Origin of the sequence: Peribacillus sp. FSL M8-0224, assembly GCF_038003055.1 — a bacterium.
In the GTDB taxonomy this organism is placed as follows: domain Bacteria; phylum Bacillota; class Bacilli; order Bacillales; family DSM-1321; genus Peribacillus; species Peribacillus frigoritolerans.
Map to the genome: position 1 here is coordinate 3,195,673 of NZ_JBBOOJ010000001.1, position 16,740 is coordinate 3,212,412.

20 protein-coding genes are annotated in these 16,740 nt (G+C 41.5%); 8 read left to right on the top strand and 12 right to left on the bottom strand.

Annotation, left to right across the window (positions count from 1 at the left end):
- Window positions 1-624 precede the first annotated feature (624 nt).
- Together sodA and MKX49_RS15300 are read right to left on the bottom strand one after the other, a co-directional pair.
- The gene (sodA, locus tag MKX49_RS15295; protein ID WP_034308436.1) at window positions 625-1,233 is read right to left on the bottom strand and encodes a superoxide dismutase SodA; all 609 of its coding nucleotides are present in this window, start codon (window positions 1,231-1,233) and stop codon (window positions 625-627) included.
- Between the two features lie 143 nt (window positions 1,234-1,376).
- A complete protein-coding gene (locus tag MKX49_RS15300; protein WP_048677991.1) occupies window positions 1,377-1,862 on the bottom strand; it encodes a DUF456 domain-containing protein in 486 nt (161 codons plus the stop codon).
- Between the two features lie 162 nt (window positions 1,863-2,024).
- On the opposite strand from MKX49_RS15300, the gene MKX49_RS15305 reads away from it, so the two are divergent.
- The 4 genes from MKX49_RS15305 (at window position 2,025) to ispG (ending at window position 4,880) form a co-directional block, all read left to right on the top strand.
- Complete coding sequence (locus tag MKX49_RS15305; RefSeq protein WP_323598464.1) at window positions 2,025-2,792, top strand: DUF1189 domain-containing protein; 768 nt, start codon at window positions 2,025-2,027, stop codon at window positions 2,790-2,792.
- Window positions 2,793-2,974: 182 nt separating this feature from the next.
- On the top strand, window positions 2,975-3,109 hold the full coding sequence (locus MKX49_RS15310; protein WP_226990370.1) for an anti-repressor SinI family protein: 135 nt from the start codon (window positions 2,975-2,977) through the stop codon (window positions 3,107-3,109).
- A gap of 113 nt (window positions 3,110-3,222) precedes the next feature.
- A complete protein-coding gene (locus MKX49_RS15315; RefSeq protein WP_048677989.1) occupies window positions 3,223-3,555 on the top strand; it encodes a hypothetical protein in 333 nt (110 codons plus the stop codon).
- A gap of 212 nt (window positions 3,556-3,767) precedes the next feature.
- A complete protein-coding gene (gene ispG, locus MKX49_RS15320) occupies window positions 3,768-4,880 on the top strand; it encodes a flavodoxin-dependent (E)-4-hydroxy-3-methylbut-2-enyl-diphosphate synthase (protein ID WP_187050875.1) in 1,113 nt (370 codons plus the stop codon).
- A 93-nt stretch (window positions 4,881-4,973) separates the two neighbouring features.
- Here the strand turns inward: ispG and MKX49_RS15325 are convergent, their stop codons facing one another.
- On the bottom strand, window positions 4,974-5,444 hold the full coding sequence (locus tag MKX49_RS15325) for a DUF4190 domain-containing protein (RefSeq protein ID WP_340876930.1): 471 nt from the start codon (window positions 5,442-5,444) through the stop codon (window positions 4,974-4,976).
- A gap of 168 nt (window positions 5,445-5,612) precedes the next feature.
- Here MKX49_RS15325 and MKX49_RS15330 point away from each other — a divergent pair, with 168 nt between their 5' ends.
- Window positions 5,613-6,197: a 5' nucleotidase, NT5C type gene (locus MKX49_RS15330; RefSeq protein ID WP_034308447.1), complete on the top strand. Its 585-nt coding sequence runs from the start codon at window positions 5,613-5,615 to the stop codon at window positions 6,195-6,197.
- Between the two features lie 36 nt (window positions 6,198-6,233).
- Here the strand turns inward: MKX49_RS15330 and MKX49_RS15335 are convergent, their stop codons facing one another.
- The 3 genes from MKX49_RS15335 to MKX49_RS15345 are packed head-to-tail and all read right to left on the bottom strand — an operon-like array spanning window position 6,234 to window position 8,294.
- A complete protein-coding gene (locus MKX49_RS15335; protein ID WP_034308449.1) occupies window positions 6,234-6,659 on the bottom strand; it encodes a Fur family transcriptional regulator in 426 nt (141 codons plus the stop codon).
- A 15-nt stretch (window positions 6,660-6,674) separates the two neighbouring features.
- The gene (locus tag MKX49_RS15340; protein WP_034308452.1) at window positions 6,675-7,508 is read right to left on the bottom strand and encodes a metal ABC transporter permease; all 834 of its coding nucleotides are present in this window, start codon (window positions 7,506-7,508) and stop codon (window positions 6,675-6,677) included.
- 21 nt (window positions 7,509-7,529) lie between these two features.
- Window positions 7,530-8,294, bottom strand: a complete 765-nt coding sequence (locus MKX49_RS15345; RefSeq protein WP_053535720.1) for a metal ABC transporter ATP-binding protein — start codon at window positions 8,292-8,294, stop codon at window positions 7,530-7,532.
- 211 nt (window positions 8,295-8,505) lie between these two features.
- Here MKX49_RS15345 and MKX49_RS15350 point away from each other — a divergent pair, with 211 nt between their 5' ends.
- The gene (locus MKX49_RS15350; RefSeq protein WP_048677987.1) at window positions 8,506-8,766 is read left to right on the top strand and encodes a DUF2624 family protein; all 261 of its coding nucleotides are present in this window, start codon (window positions 8,506-8,508) and stop codon (window positions 8,764-8,766) included.
- 109 nt (window positions 8,767-8,875) lie between these two features.
- On the opposite strand, the gene MKX49_RS15355 is transcribed toward MKX49_RS15350, so the two are convergent.
- Together MKX49_RS15355 and MKX49_RS15360 are read right to left on the bottom strand one after the other, a co-directional pair.
- Complete coding sequence (locus tag MKX49_RS15355; protein WP_034308459.1) at window positions 8,876-9,769, bottom strand: deoxyribonuclease IV; 894 nt, start codon at window positions 9,767-9,769, stop codon at window positions 8,876-8,878.
- Between the two features lie 12 nt (window positions 9,770-9,781).
- Window positions 9,782-11,095 carry a DEAD/DEAH box helicase gene (locus MKX49_RS15360; RefSeq protein ID WP_063594177.1) on the bottom strand — a complete coding sequence of 438 codons (1,314 nt, stop codon included), beginning with the start codon at window positions 11,093-11,095 and terminating at the stop codon, window positions 9,782-9,784.
- Between the two features lie 521 nt (window positions 11,096-11,616).
- Here MKX49_RS15360 and vrrA point away from each other — a divergent pair.
- Both vrrA and MKX49_RS15370 read left to right on the top strand, forming a co-directional pair.
- Window positions 11,617-12,303 (top strand): VrrA/YqfQ family protein, encoded by a 687-nt coding sequence (gene vrrA, locus MKX49_RS15365; protein WP_340876931.1) that lies wholly within the window; start codon window positions 11,617-11,619, stop codon window positions 12,301-12,303.
- Window positions 12,304-12,429: 126 nt separating this feature from the next.
- Complete coding sequence (locus MKX49_RS15370; protein WP_048685698.1) at window positions 12,430-13,374, top strand: 4-hydroxy-3-methylbut-2-enyl diphosphate reductase; 945 nt, start codon at window positions 12,430-12,432, stop codon at window positions 13,372-13,374.
- 47 nt (window positions 13,375-13,421) lie between these two features.
- On the opposite strand, the gene MKX49_RS15375 is transcribed toward MKX49_RS15370, so the two are convergent.
- The 4 genes from MKX49_RS15375 to MKX49_RS15390 form a co-directional block, all read right to left on the bottom strand.
- On the bottom strand, window positions 13,422-14,540 hold the full coding sequence (locus MKX49_RS15375; protein ID WP_340876932.1) for a Nif3-like dinuclear metal center hexameric protein: 1,119 nt from the start codon (window positions 14,538-14,540) through the stop codon (window positions 13,422-13,424).
- Window positions 14,537-15,244, bottom strand: a complete 708-nt coding sequence (locus tag MKX49_RS15380) for a tRNA (adenine(22)-N(1))-methyltransferase (protein ID WP_063594180.1) — start codon at window positions 15,242-15,244, stop codon at window positions 14,537-14,539. Before MKX49_RS15380 ends, MKX49_RS15375 begins: the two co-directional genes overlap by 4 nt.
- Before the next feature lie 216 nt (window positions 15,245-15,460).
- Window positions 15,461-15,829, bottom strand: a complete 369-nt coding sequence (gene cccA / locus MKX49_RS15385) for a cytochrome c550 (protein WP_095389799.1) — start codon at window positions 15,827-15,829, stop codon at window positions 15,461-15,463.
- 235 nt (window positions 15,830-16,064) lie between these two features.
- Window positions 16,065-16,598: a hypothetical protein gene (locus tag MKX49_RS15390; protein WP_063594182.1), complete on the bottom strand. Its 534-nt coding sequence runs from the start codon at window positions 16,596-16,598 to the stop codon at window positions 16,065-16,067.
- Between the last annotated feature and the right edge of the window lie 142 nt (window positions 16,599-16,740).

Genomic DNA, 16,740 nt, shown 5'->3' on the forward strand with positions numbered 1-16,740 from the left:
GTAGTTGCACTTACACTGTTTTCCTTAAAGCCCTTCCTTTTAAATCAAGAACAGTGTAAAGAAAACTCTTCGATTGGCGAGCCAGGATGGCGATGACAGAAAAGTAGTTGCCCTTATACTGTTTTCCTTAAAATCTTTTCCCTTTAAATCAAGAACAGTATAAAGAAAACTCTTCGATTGGGAGACGAAGGGGATGTTCATGAATTTGGGGTATTCACTCGTGAATTCGGACTTTTACTCGTGTATTTCGAGTTTTCACTCATGAATTGGGGTGTTTACTCGTCAATCGATGCTTTTATTCGTGAATTTTGAGCTTTTACTCAGGAATTGGAGTGTTATTCGTGAATTTCGGGCTTTTACTCGTGAGTTTTGGGCTTTTACTCGTGAGTTTTGGGCTTTTACTCGTGAGTTTTGAGCTTTTACTCGTGAATTTGATGATTTTACTCGTGAATTTGTGCGTTTCTCTTAAATTCGCAGCTTTTACTCCGTGAGTTTCTTTCATCGAAACAAGCAATACGAGTTGCCTTTATTTTTTTTCTTTCATATTCCCGTTCGGATAAAAGAAACAAAAAAAGACGGGCTTCCCTGAAAAGGGAATTCCCGTCTTTTGTTAGTTGATTAAAATTATTTTGCAGCGCTGTAACGTTTTGCAACTTCATCCCAGTTTACAACATTCCAGAAAGAATTGATGTATTCAGGACGGCGGTTTTGGTAGTTTAAGTAGTAAGCATGCTCCCAAACGTCCAATCCAAGTAGCGGTGTTTTACCTTCTGATAATGGATTGTCTTGGTTAGGTGTACTTGTTACTTCCAACTCGCCATTGTTGACTGCAAGCCAAGCCCAGCCAGATCCAAAACGAGTAGTAGCCGCTTTAGCGAACTCTTCTTTAAAGCTGTCAAAGCTTCCGAATTTTGAAGTGATGGCATCCGCTAATTCACCAGTTGGTTGTCCGCCGCCGTTAGGTGAAAGGATTTCCCAGAATAAAGTGTGGTTAGCGTGTCCGCCACCATTGTTGCGTACAGCTGTACGAACAGCTTCAGGTACTGCGTCAAGGTTAGCGACGATTTCTTCTACGCTTTTGCTTAGAAGTTCTTGGTTGCCTTCAAGCGCATTGTTCAGGTTTGTCACATATGTGTTGTGATGTTTAGTGTGGTGAATGTTCATTGTTTCTTTGTCGATGTGTGGTTCTAATGCATCATATGCATACGGTAATTGTGGAAGTTCAAAAGCCATAATAAAATTCCTCCCTATGTAAGCTGTTTTTTTGAGGGCTTCAGTTCTCGAAAGATACCTAAAGCTCGCTAGCAATAGAGTATCAAATTTTTGTAACCGTTTCAAACCATATGCCTCAATTTTTCATTTTTCGATTATTTTTCCTATGAGAATACCACGAATATAAAATATCCTATCATCAGAAGCTGAATGATGCCTTTTGTGATTACGCTGCTTATAAAGCCTACAACGGAACCTAGGCCGATTTTGGAAGCAGTAACAGGGTCTTGTTTATGTACCAGGATCTCTGCCAGGAATGCCCCGATGAATGGACCTATCAAAATTCCGACGAATGGAATCACGAATGGCCCGACCAGGAGCCCAATCGTACTGCCCCATATCCCCGCTTTCGTGCCGCCATACTTTTTGACCCCGACCATGTTGGCAATATAATCGGCTGCGAATAAAAGGATGACGAATAAAATTTGGACCGTCCAGAAAAACCAGCCAAAAGGTTCAAAAGAATAAAAAAGTCCATATAACAATATTCCGCCAAAAATGAACAAAACACTTGGGATGATTGGAAAAATCAGACCGACAAATCCCATTATGAACATGAGGGTGATTATTATCCAAAATAGTGTGTCCATATCTCAAAAGCCCCTTTCTCATTTAATTTATAATTTGATTTATCTCTCCATAATTACCTCATAACTGTTGTTTGAAACCAATGAAGCTGAATACAGGTTGTTTTATTTTTCCCATATAGTTAAAATTGGTTAGGAATCTTATAAAGATAGGTGCTGAAAACATTGAACATATTCAAACAACTATGGGTTAGCATATTTTCTCCTAAAGATATCGCTTCCTTTCAAAATCAAGGTATCGGGAAAACGATTTTATACGTTTTCTTTATAAGTCTCATCGCCTTTCTCCCTTCAGCTTATTATTTCGGTACAATGATAGTTGACGGGATAGATGCCATGCACGAAACAGTATCCGAAGACTTACCGGCTTTTGAAATCAAAAATGGCACGTTGACGACTGAAGAAGATGAGCCATTTAGCCTGAATAAAAACGGATATCAAATTTTTGTGGATGGCACGGGAGCCTTGACCCCGGAAAAGGTAGCTGCAGAATCTGATGAGGCTGTCGCACTTTTGAAGTCTGATCTGGTTTTCGTATCCGGAGGCAATGTGCAATCCTCTCCTTATTCAGTTCTGGAGGGAGATAATCAGGAAATTTCCACTTGGCTTGATTCAGTTGAATCTGTGCTGCCGATCATCATTCCTTTGCTTCTACTCATATTATACCTGTTTACTGCTAGCGGAATCTTCATTAAAGTGACAATCATTGCTGCTTTTGGTCTTTTTTTCAAAAATGCTCTTGGCCGTCCACTTTCCTACAGGCATCTTTGGAGAATTAGTGCATACAGCATAACTCTTGCCACCATATTCTTCACCATCATGGATGCTTTTCAAGCAATTGTACCATTCGCTTCCATCATTAGCTGGTTTGTTACATTAATGATGTTATATTTATCCATTAAAGAAACATCAGCCAATAAGATGGGAAATTGAAGTTAAATAAGATCCGGACCCACCTCGGTCCGGATCTTTTTGCTTTTGCACAAAACTGGGCAATCCTTGCCTTTCCCTCATATGACTACAGTCATCATTTTTTATATCTACTTAATTCGACAAAATACTCACCAAGTTATTACTATACTTATGATTGAAATAGTATTTAAGAGGTGATAGACGTGAAGGAGAGTCATATTGATGTACAGTGGTTGTTACTCATATTGGAGGCAAAAAAGAGTGGTCTGACCCAAAAGGAAATTCGCTCCTTTCTCAGCAATCATTCAAATAATAAGGATGTTACTCAACTGAAATAGACAATTTGAATGGCCACTCTCACATTCCATTTGAAAAATCGCCCATTTTTAGGCATATTTTTTGCCCCCTCCAAGTATAGATGAATTAAAGACAAGCTTGGGAGGATGGAAAATTGAAACGGCTACTGCTTTTTATCTCATTCTGTTTCACTTTATTTATTATTTATTTTGATTTGACTACGGGTACCCTGCCGGCTTCCCATCCACCTGCCCCTACTGGCGAACCGGCCGTGCCGGCCAGCCAGCCTGCATCCGCACCATCTGCCGCTTATAAAGAAATCACCATGCAACCTGGGGATACCTTACTCTCCATCGTTGAAAAGGGAAAAGGCGAATCCAATCACCCAATCGAAACGATCATCTCTGACTTTCAAAGTTTGAATGAAGGATTGAAGCCCGAAAATATGCAGATTGGCAAAACTTATAAAATTCCCGTTTATAAATAACTTTCAAATGGGGATTTGTGCCTTCACAAACACACTAAAGGGGATTTCCAAGCACCAAATATATCCTGAAATAGGAAATGTCACTTATTGAAAAAAGATTATGCGTCCTATTTCCTTGTCAAGCGGTATGTACATTGATACAATATTTCAGAGAAACAAATTAAAAATCAAAACTGATTTTTTCCTAAAGGAGAGAATTCCACTTGAGTGAAATCATACATCGCACCAAAACGCGGCCAATTAAAGTCGGAAACTTAACGATTGGCGGCAATAATGAAGTTATAGTACAAAGCATGACAACGACCAAAACACATGATGTTGAAGCAACGGTTGCAGAAATCCTTCGTCTTGAAGAAGCGGGATGTCAAATCGTACGCGTCGCCTGTCCGGATGAAAGGGCAGCTGACGCAATCTCTGAGATAAAAAAACGGATTAACATCCCTCTTGTAGTCGATATTCATTTCGATTACAAGCTTGCTCTGAAGGCAATCGAAGGCGGAGCGGATAAAATCAGGATAAACCCTGGTAATATCGGACGCCGTGAAAAGGTGGAAGCAGTGGTGAAAGCTGCGAAGGCTAAAGGAATACCAATCCGCATCGGCGTCAATGCTGGTTCTCTAGAGAAGAAAATCCTCGAGAAATATGGCTACCCGACTGCTGATGGAATGGTGGAAAGTGCTTTACACCATATCAAGATTCTAGAAGATCTGGATTTTCATGATATTATCGTTTCGATGAAAGCTTCCGATGTGAATTTAGCAATCGAGGCATATGAAAAAGCTTCAAAAGCATTCGATTATCCTTTACATCTTGGGATCACGGAATCAGGTACCCTGTTCTCCGGAACCGTAAAAAGCGCTGCCGGACTAGGTGCCATCCTAAGTCAGGGTATCGGAAGCACGATTCGTGTTTCCTTAAGTGCCGATCCCGTCGAAGAGGTGAAGGTAGCAAGGGAGCTTCTTAAAGTATTCGGCCTAGCTTCCAACATGGCCACTTTAATTTCCTGCCCAACTTGCGGTCGAATCGAGATTGATTTGATTTCCATCGCCAATGAAGTTGAAGAGTACATCCAGACGGTTAAAGCACCAATCAAGGTATCAGTGCTTGGTTGTGCGGTAAATGGCCCTGGAGAAGCCCGTGAGGCTGATATCGGCATAGCCGGCGCCCGCGGTGAAGGTTTACTGTTTAGAAAAGGACAAATCGTACGTAAAGTGCCTGAAGAGACGATGGTCGAGGAACTGAAAAAGGAAATTGACAAAATCGCTGAAGAGTACTATGAAAAACAAAGAGCCGAAGCTGCTGCTGCAGCTTTACTAAATAAATAAAACAAAAAATCCCGAATTTTCATTATCGGGATTTTTTGTTTTTTATCATTTGAAAAACCCTTTGATGTAAATGACATCAAAGGGTTAATGATGCTAAAAGAACGGCGCGATAAATATGCCAACGATGATGGAGACAGCACCTATGCCGATGGCCCAAGTACCCAGGTTCGATCCCCGGCTTCTGGCCACTATTCCTACAATGATACCCACAATCCCTAAAAGGAAAGGCATCATGAATAACGATAAAATGGAGATGATCAATGCTATGACACCAATCGCTTTTCCTCTTGATGCCACTCCCCCTAAACCATTATCCTCTGCAGGCTCATCATTTTTATATGACCTGATTCGCTGAGGCGGTGTTGAAAGCTCGGCAGACGTTTCTTCCTGATACCGGTTATCCAAATTGTTTATGGTCCCACGGCTCTCATATCGTCTGTCATCTTCAGGTGTATCTTCATTATAATACCGCTCATGATGCTGATCATCCACAACGGATGGTTCACTGCCCTCTTTTGCCAATTGCATTTCATCGTCAATACTGGAGTATTGATCTTTTTCCATTCGTGCATCCCTCACTTTCGTTTGTGAAGCATTTATAGTGTATGTAAAAATCGCAGGAACCCATCGTGAAAATGGTTTCATGTCTTGGAAATAAATACGGGTTTTTACCAAAGCTATGATGGGATATGTTACACTATTACAAGTATTGAAAATGAGGAGAGATTCATCATGAAAAAACGTTTTGGCATCGATATAGACGGGACTGTCACAAGACCTGATTCCATGGTTCCCTTTTTAAATAAAGCATTTCAACTGAATTTAGCTTATGAAGACATAACCGAATATGACTTATTGCCTTTCGTAAATGTTCCAAAAGAAGATTTCACTAAATGGTTCATCGAGACCGAGCCGCTCATCTATTCCGAATCATTATTGGCTGAGGGTGCGAAAGATGTATTGGAAAAATGGACAGAACAAGCCAACCTTTATTTCATCAGTGCCAGGAGCTCCCGTTTATTGGATGTAACGAAGAATTGGTTCACGAGTAATCAAGTCCTATATGATCATATAGAGCTTGTAGGTTCACACGATAAGATTGCTGCAGCCAAAAAATTCGAAGTCGATCTCTTTTTGGAGGACAAGCACGATAATGCAGTGGCGATTTCAGAAGAGTGTAAAATACCCGTGATTTTATTTAATACCCCTTACAACCAAGATCCCGTGCCTGAAAGGGTGATTCGGGTCAACAATTGGCAAGAAGCCTCTGCCTGGGTGAATCAATGGATGTCAGGGGAACCGGCAACTATAAAATGAGACAAGAAAAAACCATTGACTTGAGGTCAATGGTTTTTATGCTTCCAAAGATACGCTACATGCAGGACAGCGTCCGTAAATTTCAAATTTATGCCCCGAAACATCGTAGTCCTTCAAGCTTTCCTGAAGTTCCTGCATCGGGCACAATTCAATTTCTTTCGTTTTTCCACAGTTCAAACAGATGAAGTGGTGATGGTGGGAAGAATGACCGCATGTAAAACGAAAACGCTTTTCCCCTTCCAACTCAGTCGCTTCAAAGATGCCCAGTTCGACAAATAATGAAAGATTTCTGTAAATCGTATCGAAGCTTAAACCTGGATAATCCTGTTTCATATTCTCCAATACATCTTTGGCCGTTAAATATTTATCGCTGGAAGAGAAAAGCTGAAGCATTTCTTCCCTCTTTCCTGTATGCTTAAAACCTTTATCTTTTAAAAGTTGCATGGCAGTAGTTACGTTCAAAATACATCACCCCATCTATCGATTTTTCCACTTATCAAACAAAATTGACAAGATGAGAATTAGTACAGCTATTATTACAATGGTCCCGCCGGGAGCGAGGTCAAGGTTGTATGATAAGAATAATCCGCCTATGACGGAAACTTCACCGAATAATACCGAATAACCAATCATCTGCTTAAAGCCCTTAGCAAAGCGGAGACTGGCTGCTACCGGGAGCGTCATGAGCGAAGAAACAAGTAATATGCCAATGATTTTCATGGAAGCGGCAATAACCAATGCGACCATGACAATAAAAATAAAATGAATCGCTTTATAAGGGATTCCAGACGCTTTGGCATGCTCTTCATCAAATGATAAGAGAAATAATTCTTTATACAGTAAAGTGAGCATCAAGGCTACGACTAGCCCCACTGCCAAAATGACGTACAAGTCCGCCCGGCTGACGGCACTGACACTGCCGAATAAATAACCATATAAATCGGTATTGAAACCATCAGCAATGGATATGAAGATGACACTAAGACCCATGCCGCCGGACATAATGATCGGGATTGCAAGCTCTTGGTAATGCTTGTACACCCCTCTTAATTTTTCAATGAATAATGAACCACCTACAGAAAACGCCATTCCAATATAAAGTGGATTCAATCCTGCTAAAGATAGAAAGCTCTTCTGCAGCAATAAACTGAACGCTATACCAGCAAGCGCTACATGACTGAGCGCATCGGAAATCATCGACATCCGCCTTACCACGACAAAAACGCCCACTAATGGCGCAATCGCTCCGATGATAATTCCGGTCAAGAATGCGTTCTGCAAAAATTCAAATTGCAATATCCCCGATATCATTGGGCTATCCTCCAAAACATATTAATGATCATGATTTAAAAATTGGACTCCATGTCCATAAATGGACGAGAGTTCACCTTCATCCAACTCATTATATTCACAGGCATCCCCATGAAAATGAAGCTTTTTATTCAAGCAGGCGACATGTGTGACTTTATCGGTCACAGTACCAACATCATGGGTTACTAAAATCAGGGTTATTCCTAATTTTTTATTCAACATCTCAAGCATTTCATAAAATTGGTGGACGTTTTTTGAATCAACGCCAACAGTGGGCTCATCCAATATCATCAATTCCGGCTCGCTGACCAGTGAACGGGCAATGAATACCCTCTGCTGCTGGCCTCCGGACAATTCCCCGATATTGCGGTTTTGATATTCCAGCATGTCCACTGATTCCAGAGCCTTCTTCACCTTTTGCTTATCCTCTTTGCCAGCAAACTTAAATAAGCCTATTTTTTTGGTCAAACCGCTCTGAACCACCTCAAATACAGTGGCAGGGAATCCTGAGTTGAAGGAATTCGCCTTTTGGGAAACGAACCCGACCTTTTGCCAATCTTTAAATCGTCGAATGTCTTCACCGAATATTTCAATTTTCCCCTTTTGGAGCTTGAACAGACCAAGCAGCAACTTCAAAAGCGTTGATTTACCGGATCCATTAGGCCCGACGATAGCTAGGAATGCCCCTCTGGGAATTTCAAGCGAAACATGTTCCAGCACCAGATCTTTTGTATATTTGTAAGATATATCTTCAAATTTAACTATGGGGTTTACTACATTATCCAAAGAGATCACCTATTTTTTAAGAATCATTACGATTAACAATCGTTAGTATAAATCAAAGAAGTCCAGATGTAAAGAATCCGGTCCTCCGAACAAGTGCCGATATGCCTTGAATCACAAAAAAATGTTATCTGAACCAATTTCATAATCAAACAAAGTTTCATGTTCACATACGTCCACTTCCTTCATATGTTTTAACAAAGGAGGAGATCGTTTGAAATTATTTGAAATGATGGTCAATCATAAAATCAACAGTATACGCCCCGATGAATTGCTTTCCCTTGCTAAACAGCATAAGGTTGCACTCACTCAAAAACAAGCACAGGATATTACTGCACTTCTAGCCGGTAAAAATATTAATATTTTTGATATACGTCAAAGACAGAACGTACTTGGTCAAATTACAAAAGTTGCCGGAGCAAGCACGGCCAGGGAAATAGAATCCCTCTTCAACAACCTTACATCCAATTTTTAAAGATTCCAAGCCTGCTGACGACAGTCTTTATTTGAGCATACTTAATCCAAATGCAAAATGAAAGGACGATTCATCTTCATATCGATGAATCGTCCCTTTCTATTTGTGATTATTGGAATCTGATCTTTTCCAATAAATCTTCTTCAAATTGTTTATTCTTGAACATATCAATTTCGAATTTATATGGGGCCTTTTTGTCTTTTTTGTCTTCCCCTACATAAGGTGTTTCCAGGATTTTAGGAACAGAGCTTAATTGCGGATGGTGGACAATATCATTCAAAGCCTTAAAACCAATATGACCGAAACCAATGTTTTCATGGCGGTCCTTACGCGTGCCGCGTTCGTTTTTGCTATCGTTTATGTGAAGTACCTTGATGCGGTCAACACCGACCACTTTATCAAATTCATTCAGCACTCCATCGAAATCCTCGATGATATTATATCCGGCATCGTGAGTATGGCAAGTATCGAAGCAAACCGATAATTTTTCATTATGGGTCACACCATCAATGATCATCGCCAGCTCTTCGAAAGACCTGCCACATTCGGAACCCTTACCCGCCATCGTTTCAAGGGCAATCTGAACTTTATCGTCGGCAGTCAGCACTTCATTCAAACCTTCGATGATTCTCTTGATTCCCAGTTCACTTCCAGCACCAACATGCGCACCTGGATGAAGTACGATCTGCCTTGCGCCAATCGCTTCGGTCCGATCGATTTCGCTGCGTAAGAAGTTGACTCCAAGTTCGTATGTGGCTGGATTCGTGGTATTTCCTATATTAATGATATACGGAGCATGGACGACGATATCACTGATTCCATTTTCCTCCATATGCAATCTTCCGGCTTCGATATTTAAATCCTCGATTTTTTTACGTCTTGTGTTTTGAGGGGCCCCTGTATAGATCATGAATGTGTTGGAGCCATACGAAGCCGCTTCCTGACTCGCAGCAAGAAGCATACCTTTCCCGCTCATTGAAACATGCGATCCAATCTTCAGCATCTGATTTCTCCCCTATTTCTTTCTCTGTATACGACGTTCGCGTTTTTTAAAGTTTTCCACATCTCGTTGAATTTTCTTCTTGTATCCTGGCTTGACTTTAGCTGGCTTCTTAATGTGCCTGCTCGCTTTAACATCGATATCAGATTTTTGTTTTTTACGGTTTTTCCGTTTATTACGCTCGTCGATATCAACCCAATCACCGTTTTGGATATCGGCATCACGGAACTCGATGCCCATTTTTTCAAGGCGGTTCAATGCATCTTCATCGGAAGTATCGTAAATGGTAGTGGCAATGCCTGAATATCCTGCACGAGCCGTCCTTCCCGTCCTATGGATATAAAAATCCAAATCTGAAGGCAATTCATAGTTAATGATATGACTTACACCTTCAATATCGATTCCACGGGAAGCCAGATCAGTCGCAACGATGAATTGATACTCCAAATCATTGATTTGCTTCATCATTTTTTTACGCTCACGAGGCGTTAAATCCCCATGAATACGGCCGACATTCAACCCTTTTTCGATCAAGGAATTAGCCACATGGTCCGCCATTTTCTTTGTGTTCGTGAAAATAATCGCCAAATATGGATTATAACGAACGATGATGTCATGAAGTAACTGCTCTTTGTTCCGGTGGCGAAGCGGTACGAGAACATGTTCGATTTTCGAAGCGGTCGCCTGCTTGGGATTCACCTGTACATACTTTGGATTCTCCATATATTTATTCAAAAACGGCTTCAATTTTTCTGGGATGGTTGCCGAAAAGACAAGCATTTGAATTTTTTCAGCCATACGTGATGCAAATAAATCGACATCTTCTATGAATCCCATGTCTAGCATAAGATCCGCTTCATCGACCACAAGCATTTTTGCTGTATACACCTGTAATGCCTGGGCTTCAACCAAGTCCTTGATCCGGCCCGGCGTACCAATTACCAATTGCGGCTGTGTCTTCAATTTATCGATCATTCGCTGTTTATCAGTACCACCGATGAAACAACGGACTTGAATCTGCTCATCCTCAGGGAAATGGTCAGCAATTTTCAAAGCTTCTTTGTAGATTTGGTTCGCTAACTCACGGGTTGGTGCGGAAATAATCGCTTGAACCTCATTTTTACCAGCATCAAGCCTGTTCATGATCGGCAGCAAATAGGAATGTGTCTTTCCTGTACCTGTCTGCGACTGTCCAATTAAGCTACTTCCCTTTAAAAGCGACGGAAGCACGCGCTCTTGAATTTCCGTCGGCTTATCGAACCCTAAAGTACGAACCGCATCTAGAATGTAGCTTTTCAAATTAAATCGTTCAAATTGATTTTGTTTCATCAAAAAACCCCTTTATCCTGTCAGTCATAAGACATGTCCTGTTATTATAATAAATTTTACACAAAAAGCGCAAGCGCCTGGGTTGCTCGTGAAGAAAATAGGGATTGTCCCATAAGGCGCTTTTTGCCTTGTGAGGGCAATCCTCTTTTTCACATCGAGCTAGGCGCTGAAGCTGGATTACACAAAAAGCGCAAGCGCCTGGGTTGCTCGTGAAGAAAATAGGGATTGTCCCATAATAGGAATGTCATCCACCTTTTCCGATATCCCCATTCACTCTAATCACAAAAGCGCAAGCGCTGAGGTTAGTTCTCTTAAAATGGACTCTTGCAAACGAAAAGCCCCTGTCCTGGTCATAGCGTATCCCCCGCAGACATGGAGCTAAAAGACTACCGTTACCATCTTACCTTCTTTCCGGTTACTTCACAACTGCCCAGTCACTCTTTCCTCAAACCTTTTTTGTCGAGTTGCATAATTTATATAGAAGATAACACCAGCATATAATATCTGAGGAGGTGAAACCTATGTTCCCAAGTAGAAATCGTCAACCCGGACCCGGTTTTCCGCCACCCAATGGCCGAAGGAGGCAGCAGCCCCCTGCTCCATTCAGGCAGTCACCGCAAATTCCCCATCCTTATCAGCAGATGCAGCGGCCGATGATTCCAAACAGACCGCAGATGCCACAGGGACCTCAAGGTTTCCGCGGCCCTTTCAACCAACAGCTGAGGCAGGAAATGCCGCCAGCAAAGAAAGAAGGGTTATTGTCAAAAATACTCGGTAAGTCGAAACAAAAAGCAGCTTCTCCGAATTTGTTTGCGCCAGCGGGTTCCACTAACCAAAGTTCTTCAAGAAGCAGCGGAGGCGGTATCTTAGAAACATTAAAAAACCCCGATTCCCTTAATAATATGCTTTCCAACACGCAAAAGGTGTTGCAAGCGGCGGAACAATTCACGCCTATGGTGGAACAATACGGACCAGTGATTAAAAACCTGCCTTCCATGTGGAAAGTTTTCCGAAGCATATCATCAGCCGATGAGACCAAAGACGAGGGAGCTTCCGTTGAAAGTGGGCCCGCGGTTGGGGCACAAGAAAACAGTGAGGTAAAAACGGATTCGACGAAAAAAGAAAAAGCTATAGAAGCTAACCCCACCGCCCCAGTTCGTCCCGAAACCAAAAGGAAAAGATCCTCAGGTCCCAAGCTTTATATTTAAGAGCTACAAAAAATTTACCAATAACTGATTTTATGTAAATATGATGTTTTGTAATATCATCTATGGTCTTATATAATAGAAAGGTATAAAAAGTGAGAGTTTCTTGCCTTGAAGGAGGACACATAGATGAAAGTGATTAAAATTTCCCCGCGCGGCTATTGTTATGGCGTTGTCGATGCCATGGTCATCGCCCGAAATGCGGCTTTAGATAAAACCTTGCCACGTCCCATTTATATTTTAGGAATGATCGTGCATAACAAACATGTGACGGATGCGTTTGAAGAAGAAGGCATCATCACGTTGGACGGCAGCAACCGCAACGATATCATCGAACAGGTGGACAGCGGAACCGTCATCTTTACTGCTCACGGCGTTTCACCTGAGATCAGGAAGATCGCTGAGAAAAAAGGGCTTGTGACGCTTGATGCAACATGTCCCGATGTTACAGCAACACATGACTTAATTCGGGAAAAACAAGCGGAAGGCTATCAAATCATTTATATTGGCAAAAAAGGCCATCCGGAACCTGAGGGTGCTGTCGGAGTTGCTCCCGATGTCGTTCACCTGGTTCAAAAGGATGAAGATGTGGAAGCCTTGACTTTGAATAGTGATAAGATCATCGTCACCAATCAAACAACGATGAGCCAATGGGATGTTTTGGATATCATGGATAAGGTCAAGGAAAAGTTTCCACATGCCGAAGTCCATAAGGAAATTTGTTTAGCGACACAGGTTCGTCAAGAAGCCGTTGCCGAGCAAGCTGGCGAAGCTGATGTATTAATCGTTGTCGGAGACCCTAAGAGTAATAATTCAAACCGTCTTGCACAAGTGTCCCAAGAGATTGCCGGCACGAGAGCTTATCGAATCGCTGACATTTCCGAGCTGAACCTTGAATGGCTAAAAGATGCAGAAACGGTTGCCGTCACTTCGGGGGCTTCTACACCAACGCCGATCACGAAGGAAGTTATCGCATTTCTAGAACAATATGAAGCAAATGATGAATCGACTTGGAATACCGAAAAGAAAACGCCATTGCATAAAATTTTACCTAAAATTAAAGTGAAGAAATGATTGCACAAATACAAAGGCAGCCACTAGGGCTGCCTTTTTCGTGTTTATCAAATGAAGCGGAATGGGTCTGTATTCAGCCTGGATGGAATGAATTCCACATCGTAGTTCTTTTCGCGGCACGTTCTTTCAAGGAGTCGTGCCACCCCTTTTTTCATCACCTTTTCAACATTGTGGCCGGGATCGACGATATTCAATCCAATCATCATCGCGTCATGGGCTGTATGGTAATACATATCACCTGTAACGTAAACATCGGCACCCTTGAATTTTGCTGTCGTAAAGTATTTATTGCCGTCTCCGCCCAAAACGGCCACTTTTTTTATCGGACTTTGCAGATCTCCAACGACACGCACCTTTTCAACATCGAGTGTCCGCTTCACATGTTCGGAAAATTGTTCAAGTGTCATTTCTTCGGCAAGTACACCAATCTTTCCTAAGCCAAGTGACTCCCCTTTATTCTCCAGTTTATATATATCGTGAGCAACCTCTTCATATGGATGGGCTTTAATCATCGCAGCTAGCACTTTCTTCTCGATATTTTCCGGGAATATCGTTTCAATCCGCATTTCAGCTACTTCTTCAAGCTTTCCTTTAGAGCCGATAACCGGTTCACTGCCTTCACCTGGCAAGAAGCGTCCGGTACCTTCCCCAGAAAACGAACAATTGCTGTAGTTCCCGATCGCTCCGGCCCCTGCCTTGCCCAGGGCTTCCCTCACCTTTTGTTCGTCGGTCTTTGGAACATATACGACCAATTTCTTAAGAGCTGTCTCATAGGTTGGAATCAATACCTCTGTGTCCTGCAATTGAAGCGCTTCGGCAAGTAAATCATTCACTCCGCCCTTAGCAACATCCAAATTGGTATGTGCGGCATAAACAGCGATATCATGTTTGATCAGCTTTTCGATGATGCGGCCTTCAGCTGTGTTTGTATCAATCCTTTTCATTGGTCTGTAAATTAGCGGATGGTGGGCGATGATCAATTCCACGCCATGTTCAATCGCTTCGTCTACAACCTCTTCCAGCACATCAAGGGCAATCAGCACTTTAGTAACCGGCTTATTTAGCTGCCCGACATGCAGCCCGATTGGATCTCCCTCCATTGCATAATGCTTTGGGGAGAATTGTTCAAACATCTCAATGATTTTGTGACCATTCACTGTCTTCAACCTTTAAGCACCTCCTCGATTACTGAAATTTGGGATTTCAATTCATTGCGCTTCGTTTCCAGTCCGCTTCTTCCGCTTTCATCCAATTGTTCGATGATTCTCTCCAGATGTTTTTTCTCAAGCTGCCATTTTTTTATGAAAATATCACTGAATTGCTCTATTAAGAATGGACCGAAAGTGAGGCCCGTTTGCTTGTTTATACCATATGGGCGGAGCGGGTCTCCTTTTTTGGCAATTAAGATCTCATAGATCTTCCCATCTTCCTCAAGGATCTCCTCTCCACAAAGTTCCCAGCCGTTTTCGATTAACCAGCTGCGAACATTCGCTGCACCGACATTAGGCTGAAGGATTAGCCTTTCTGCCTTCCCGAGTTTCGCTTTTCCGCTTTCCAATATACTTGATATTAAAGTCCCTCCCATGCCTGCAATCGTAATGCATGTCGCTTCATCGGGATTCAATACTTCAAGCCCATCTCCTTTACGGACCTCTATCTTGTCTCCAAGACCCGTCATTGCCACTTGCTTGCGTGCTGACTGATAGGGTCCTTCTACAACCTCACCTGCTATGGCGCTGTCACACAAGCCGTTAGTCACTGCATAGCACGGCAAGTAAGCATGGTCTGATCCTATGTCTGCTAGGATGCTTCCTTTTGGTATATGTATGGCAACACGTTCTAATCTCATCGATAGTTTTTCATGATTCATATTTATCAACTCTCTTAATTCAAATAATGTCTTACTATAATTACTTTCCCATTCGATTATACCAAGTTCAATCGAAAAATTACAGAAAGGAGAAATAGGCTTCTTTCTATCATGGGCAAAAGAAAAACTCCCATCTGGATTCTTCCTTTTCTGAATAAATGAAAAACTGACTCAAAAAGTTCGCTTTCCAACGATTTCTTGAGTCAGTTTCATGAATTATTTCAGTCCATGAATATATTCGGCCATGGCGTCAATGTTCTGTTCTTCGACTAAACCTGGTGGCATTCCACCTCGTCCATTAGTGATCACGTCTTTAACCTCGTCCACCGACAGGCGATCGCCAACTCCTTTTAGAGCAGGCCCGACACCGCCTTGATAGGCGTCACCATGACAAGAGATACAGTTTTGCTTATAAATGTCCTCAGGTGATGCTGAGGCACTTTCTGTTTCTTCTGTCTTTTCGCCGCCCTCTTTTTCCTTAGCAAGATCTTTGGCATCACCCAAACCTTTAAACGAAAGTAAAAACATAAGTCCAATACCAAAAACCATGATAATAATAAAAGGCATTACTGGATTGCGATTCATAGTATTTCCTCCCCTATGTAGAACCTAAACTTACCATATTTAATATTATATACAAACAACTATATATTATTTTACTTGAAAAGAGTTTCAAGTAAAAGCCCAAAAATAGAAGATATTATATAATTTCTTAAAATTGTCAAAAACTTATGTATATTTCCAAACAATTTTACTTTTTCTTACATATGTTTCATAATACCCAAAAATCATTATTTAAAACCGCTGGTATGTCCTTGAATTATATTAATAAAAAGTAAAGAGTGACCAGTGCCCCAAGGCTTCCCGCTATGGAAAAATGGAGCAGCTTCAGCTTATTGCCCAATAAAATCCAGAGCCCGCAATTAATGAATAAGAAAATATAAAGGATACCCGCTTTGCCGGGTGCCATGAATTCCGCCAAACTGACAGTTAATAAAAGCAATGATAGTACCATCCCCATCAACGCCATCTGAAAAATGACCTTCCTGCCTTTTAAGCGGCGGACTGCCAGCCCAAAGACAAGTATTGAAATTGTTGTCATAAGCATTTGCATTCTTATGGTTATTTCAGTAAAATAATTCAAAAATACAATAAATGCAAAACAGGTTCCAATCAACATTCCGAAAAAGATGTCGTTTTTTTTGCTCGCGGTCTCATCATTCGATTTTGATGGCGGAAGTTCACCTTGACCGTATAATGCAAGCAGGTAATTACAATATTGCTCCGGAAGCATACGACTTTCTTTCCAGGAGTATATTTCTTGAATGATGATTTTCTTTCTCATTTCATCCATGAATCTCACATCCTCATGATGATCTTCTTTTTAACGTCTGTAAATTTGTTTCTGTTATTTGGAAAAATGGATAACTATTGTTCTTATTAGGATATTTTTACATCGAAATTTAAAAAAAGAGCCGCTCCCGAACGCTGGGCAT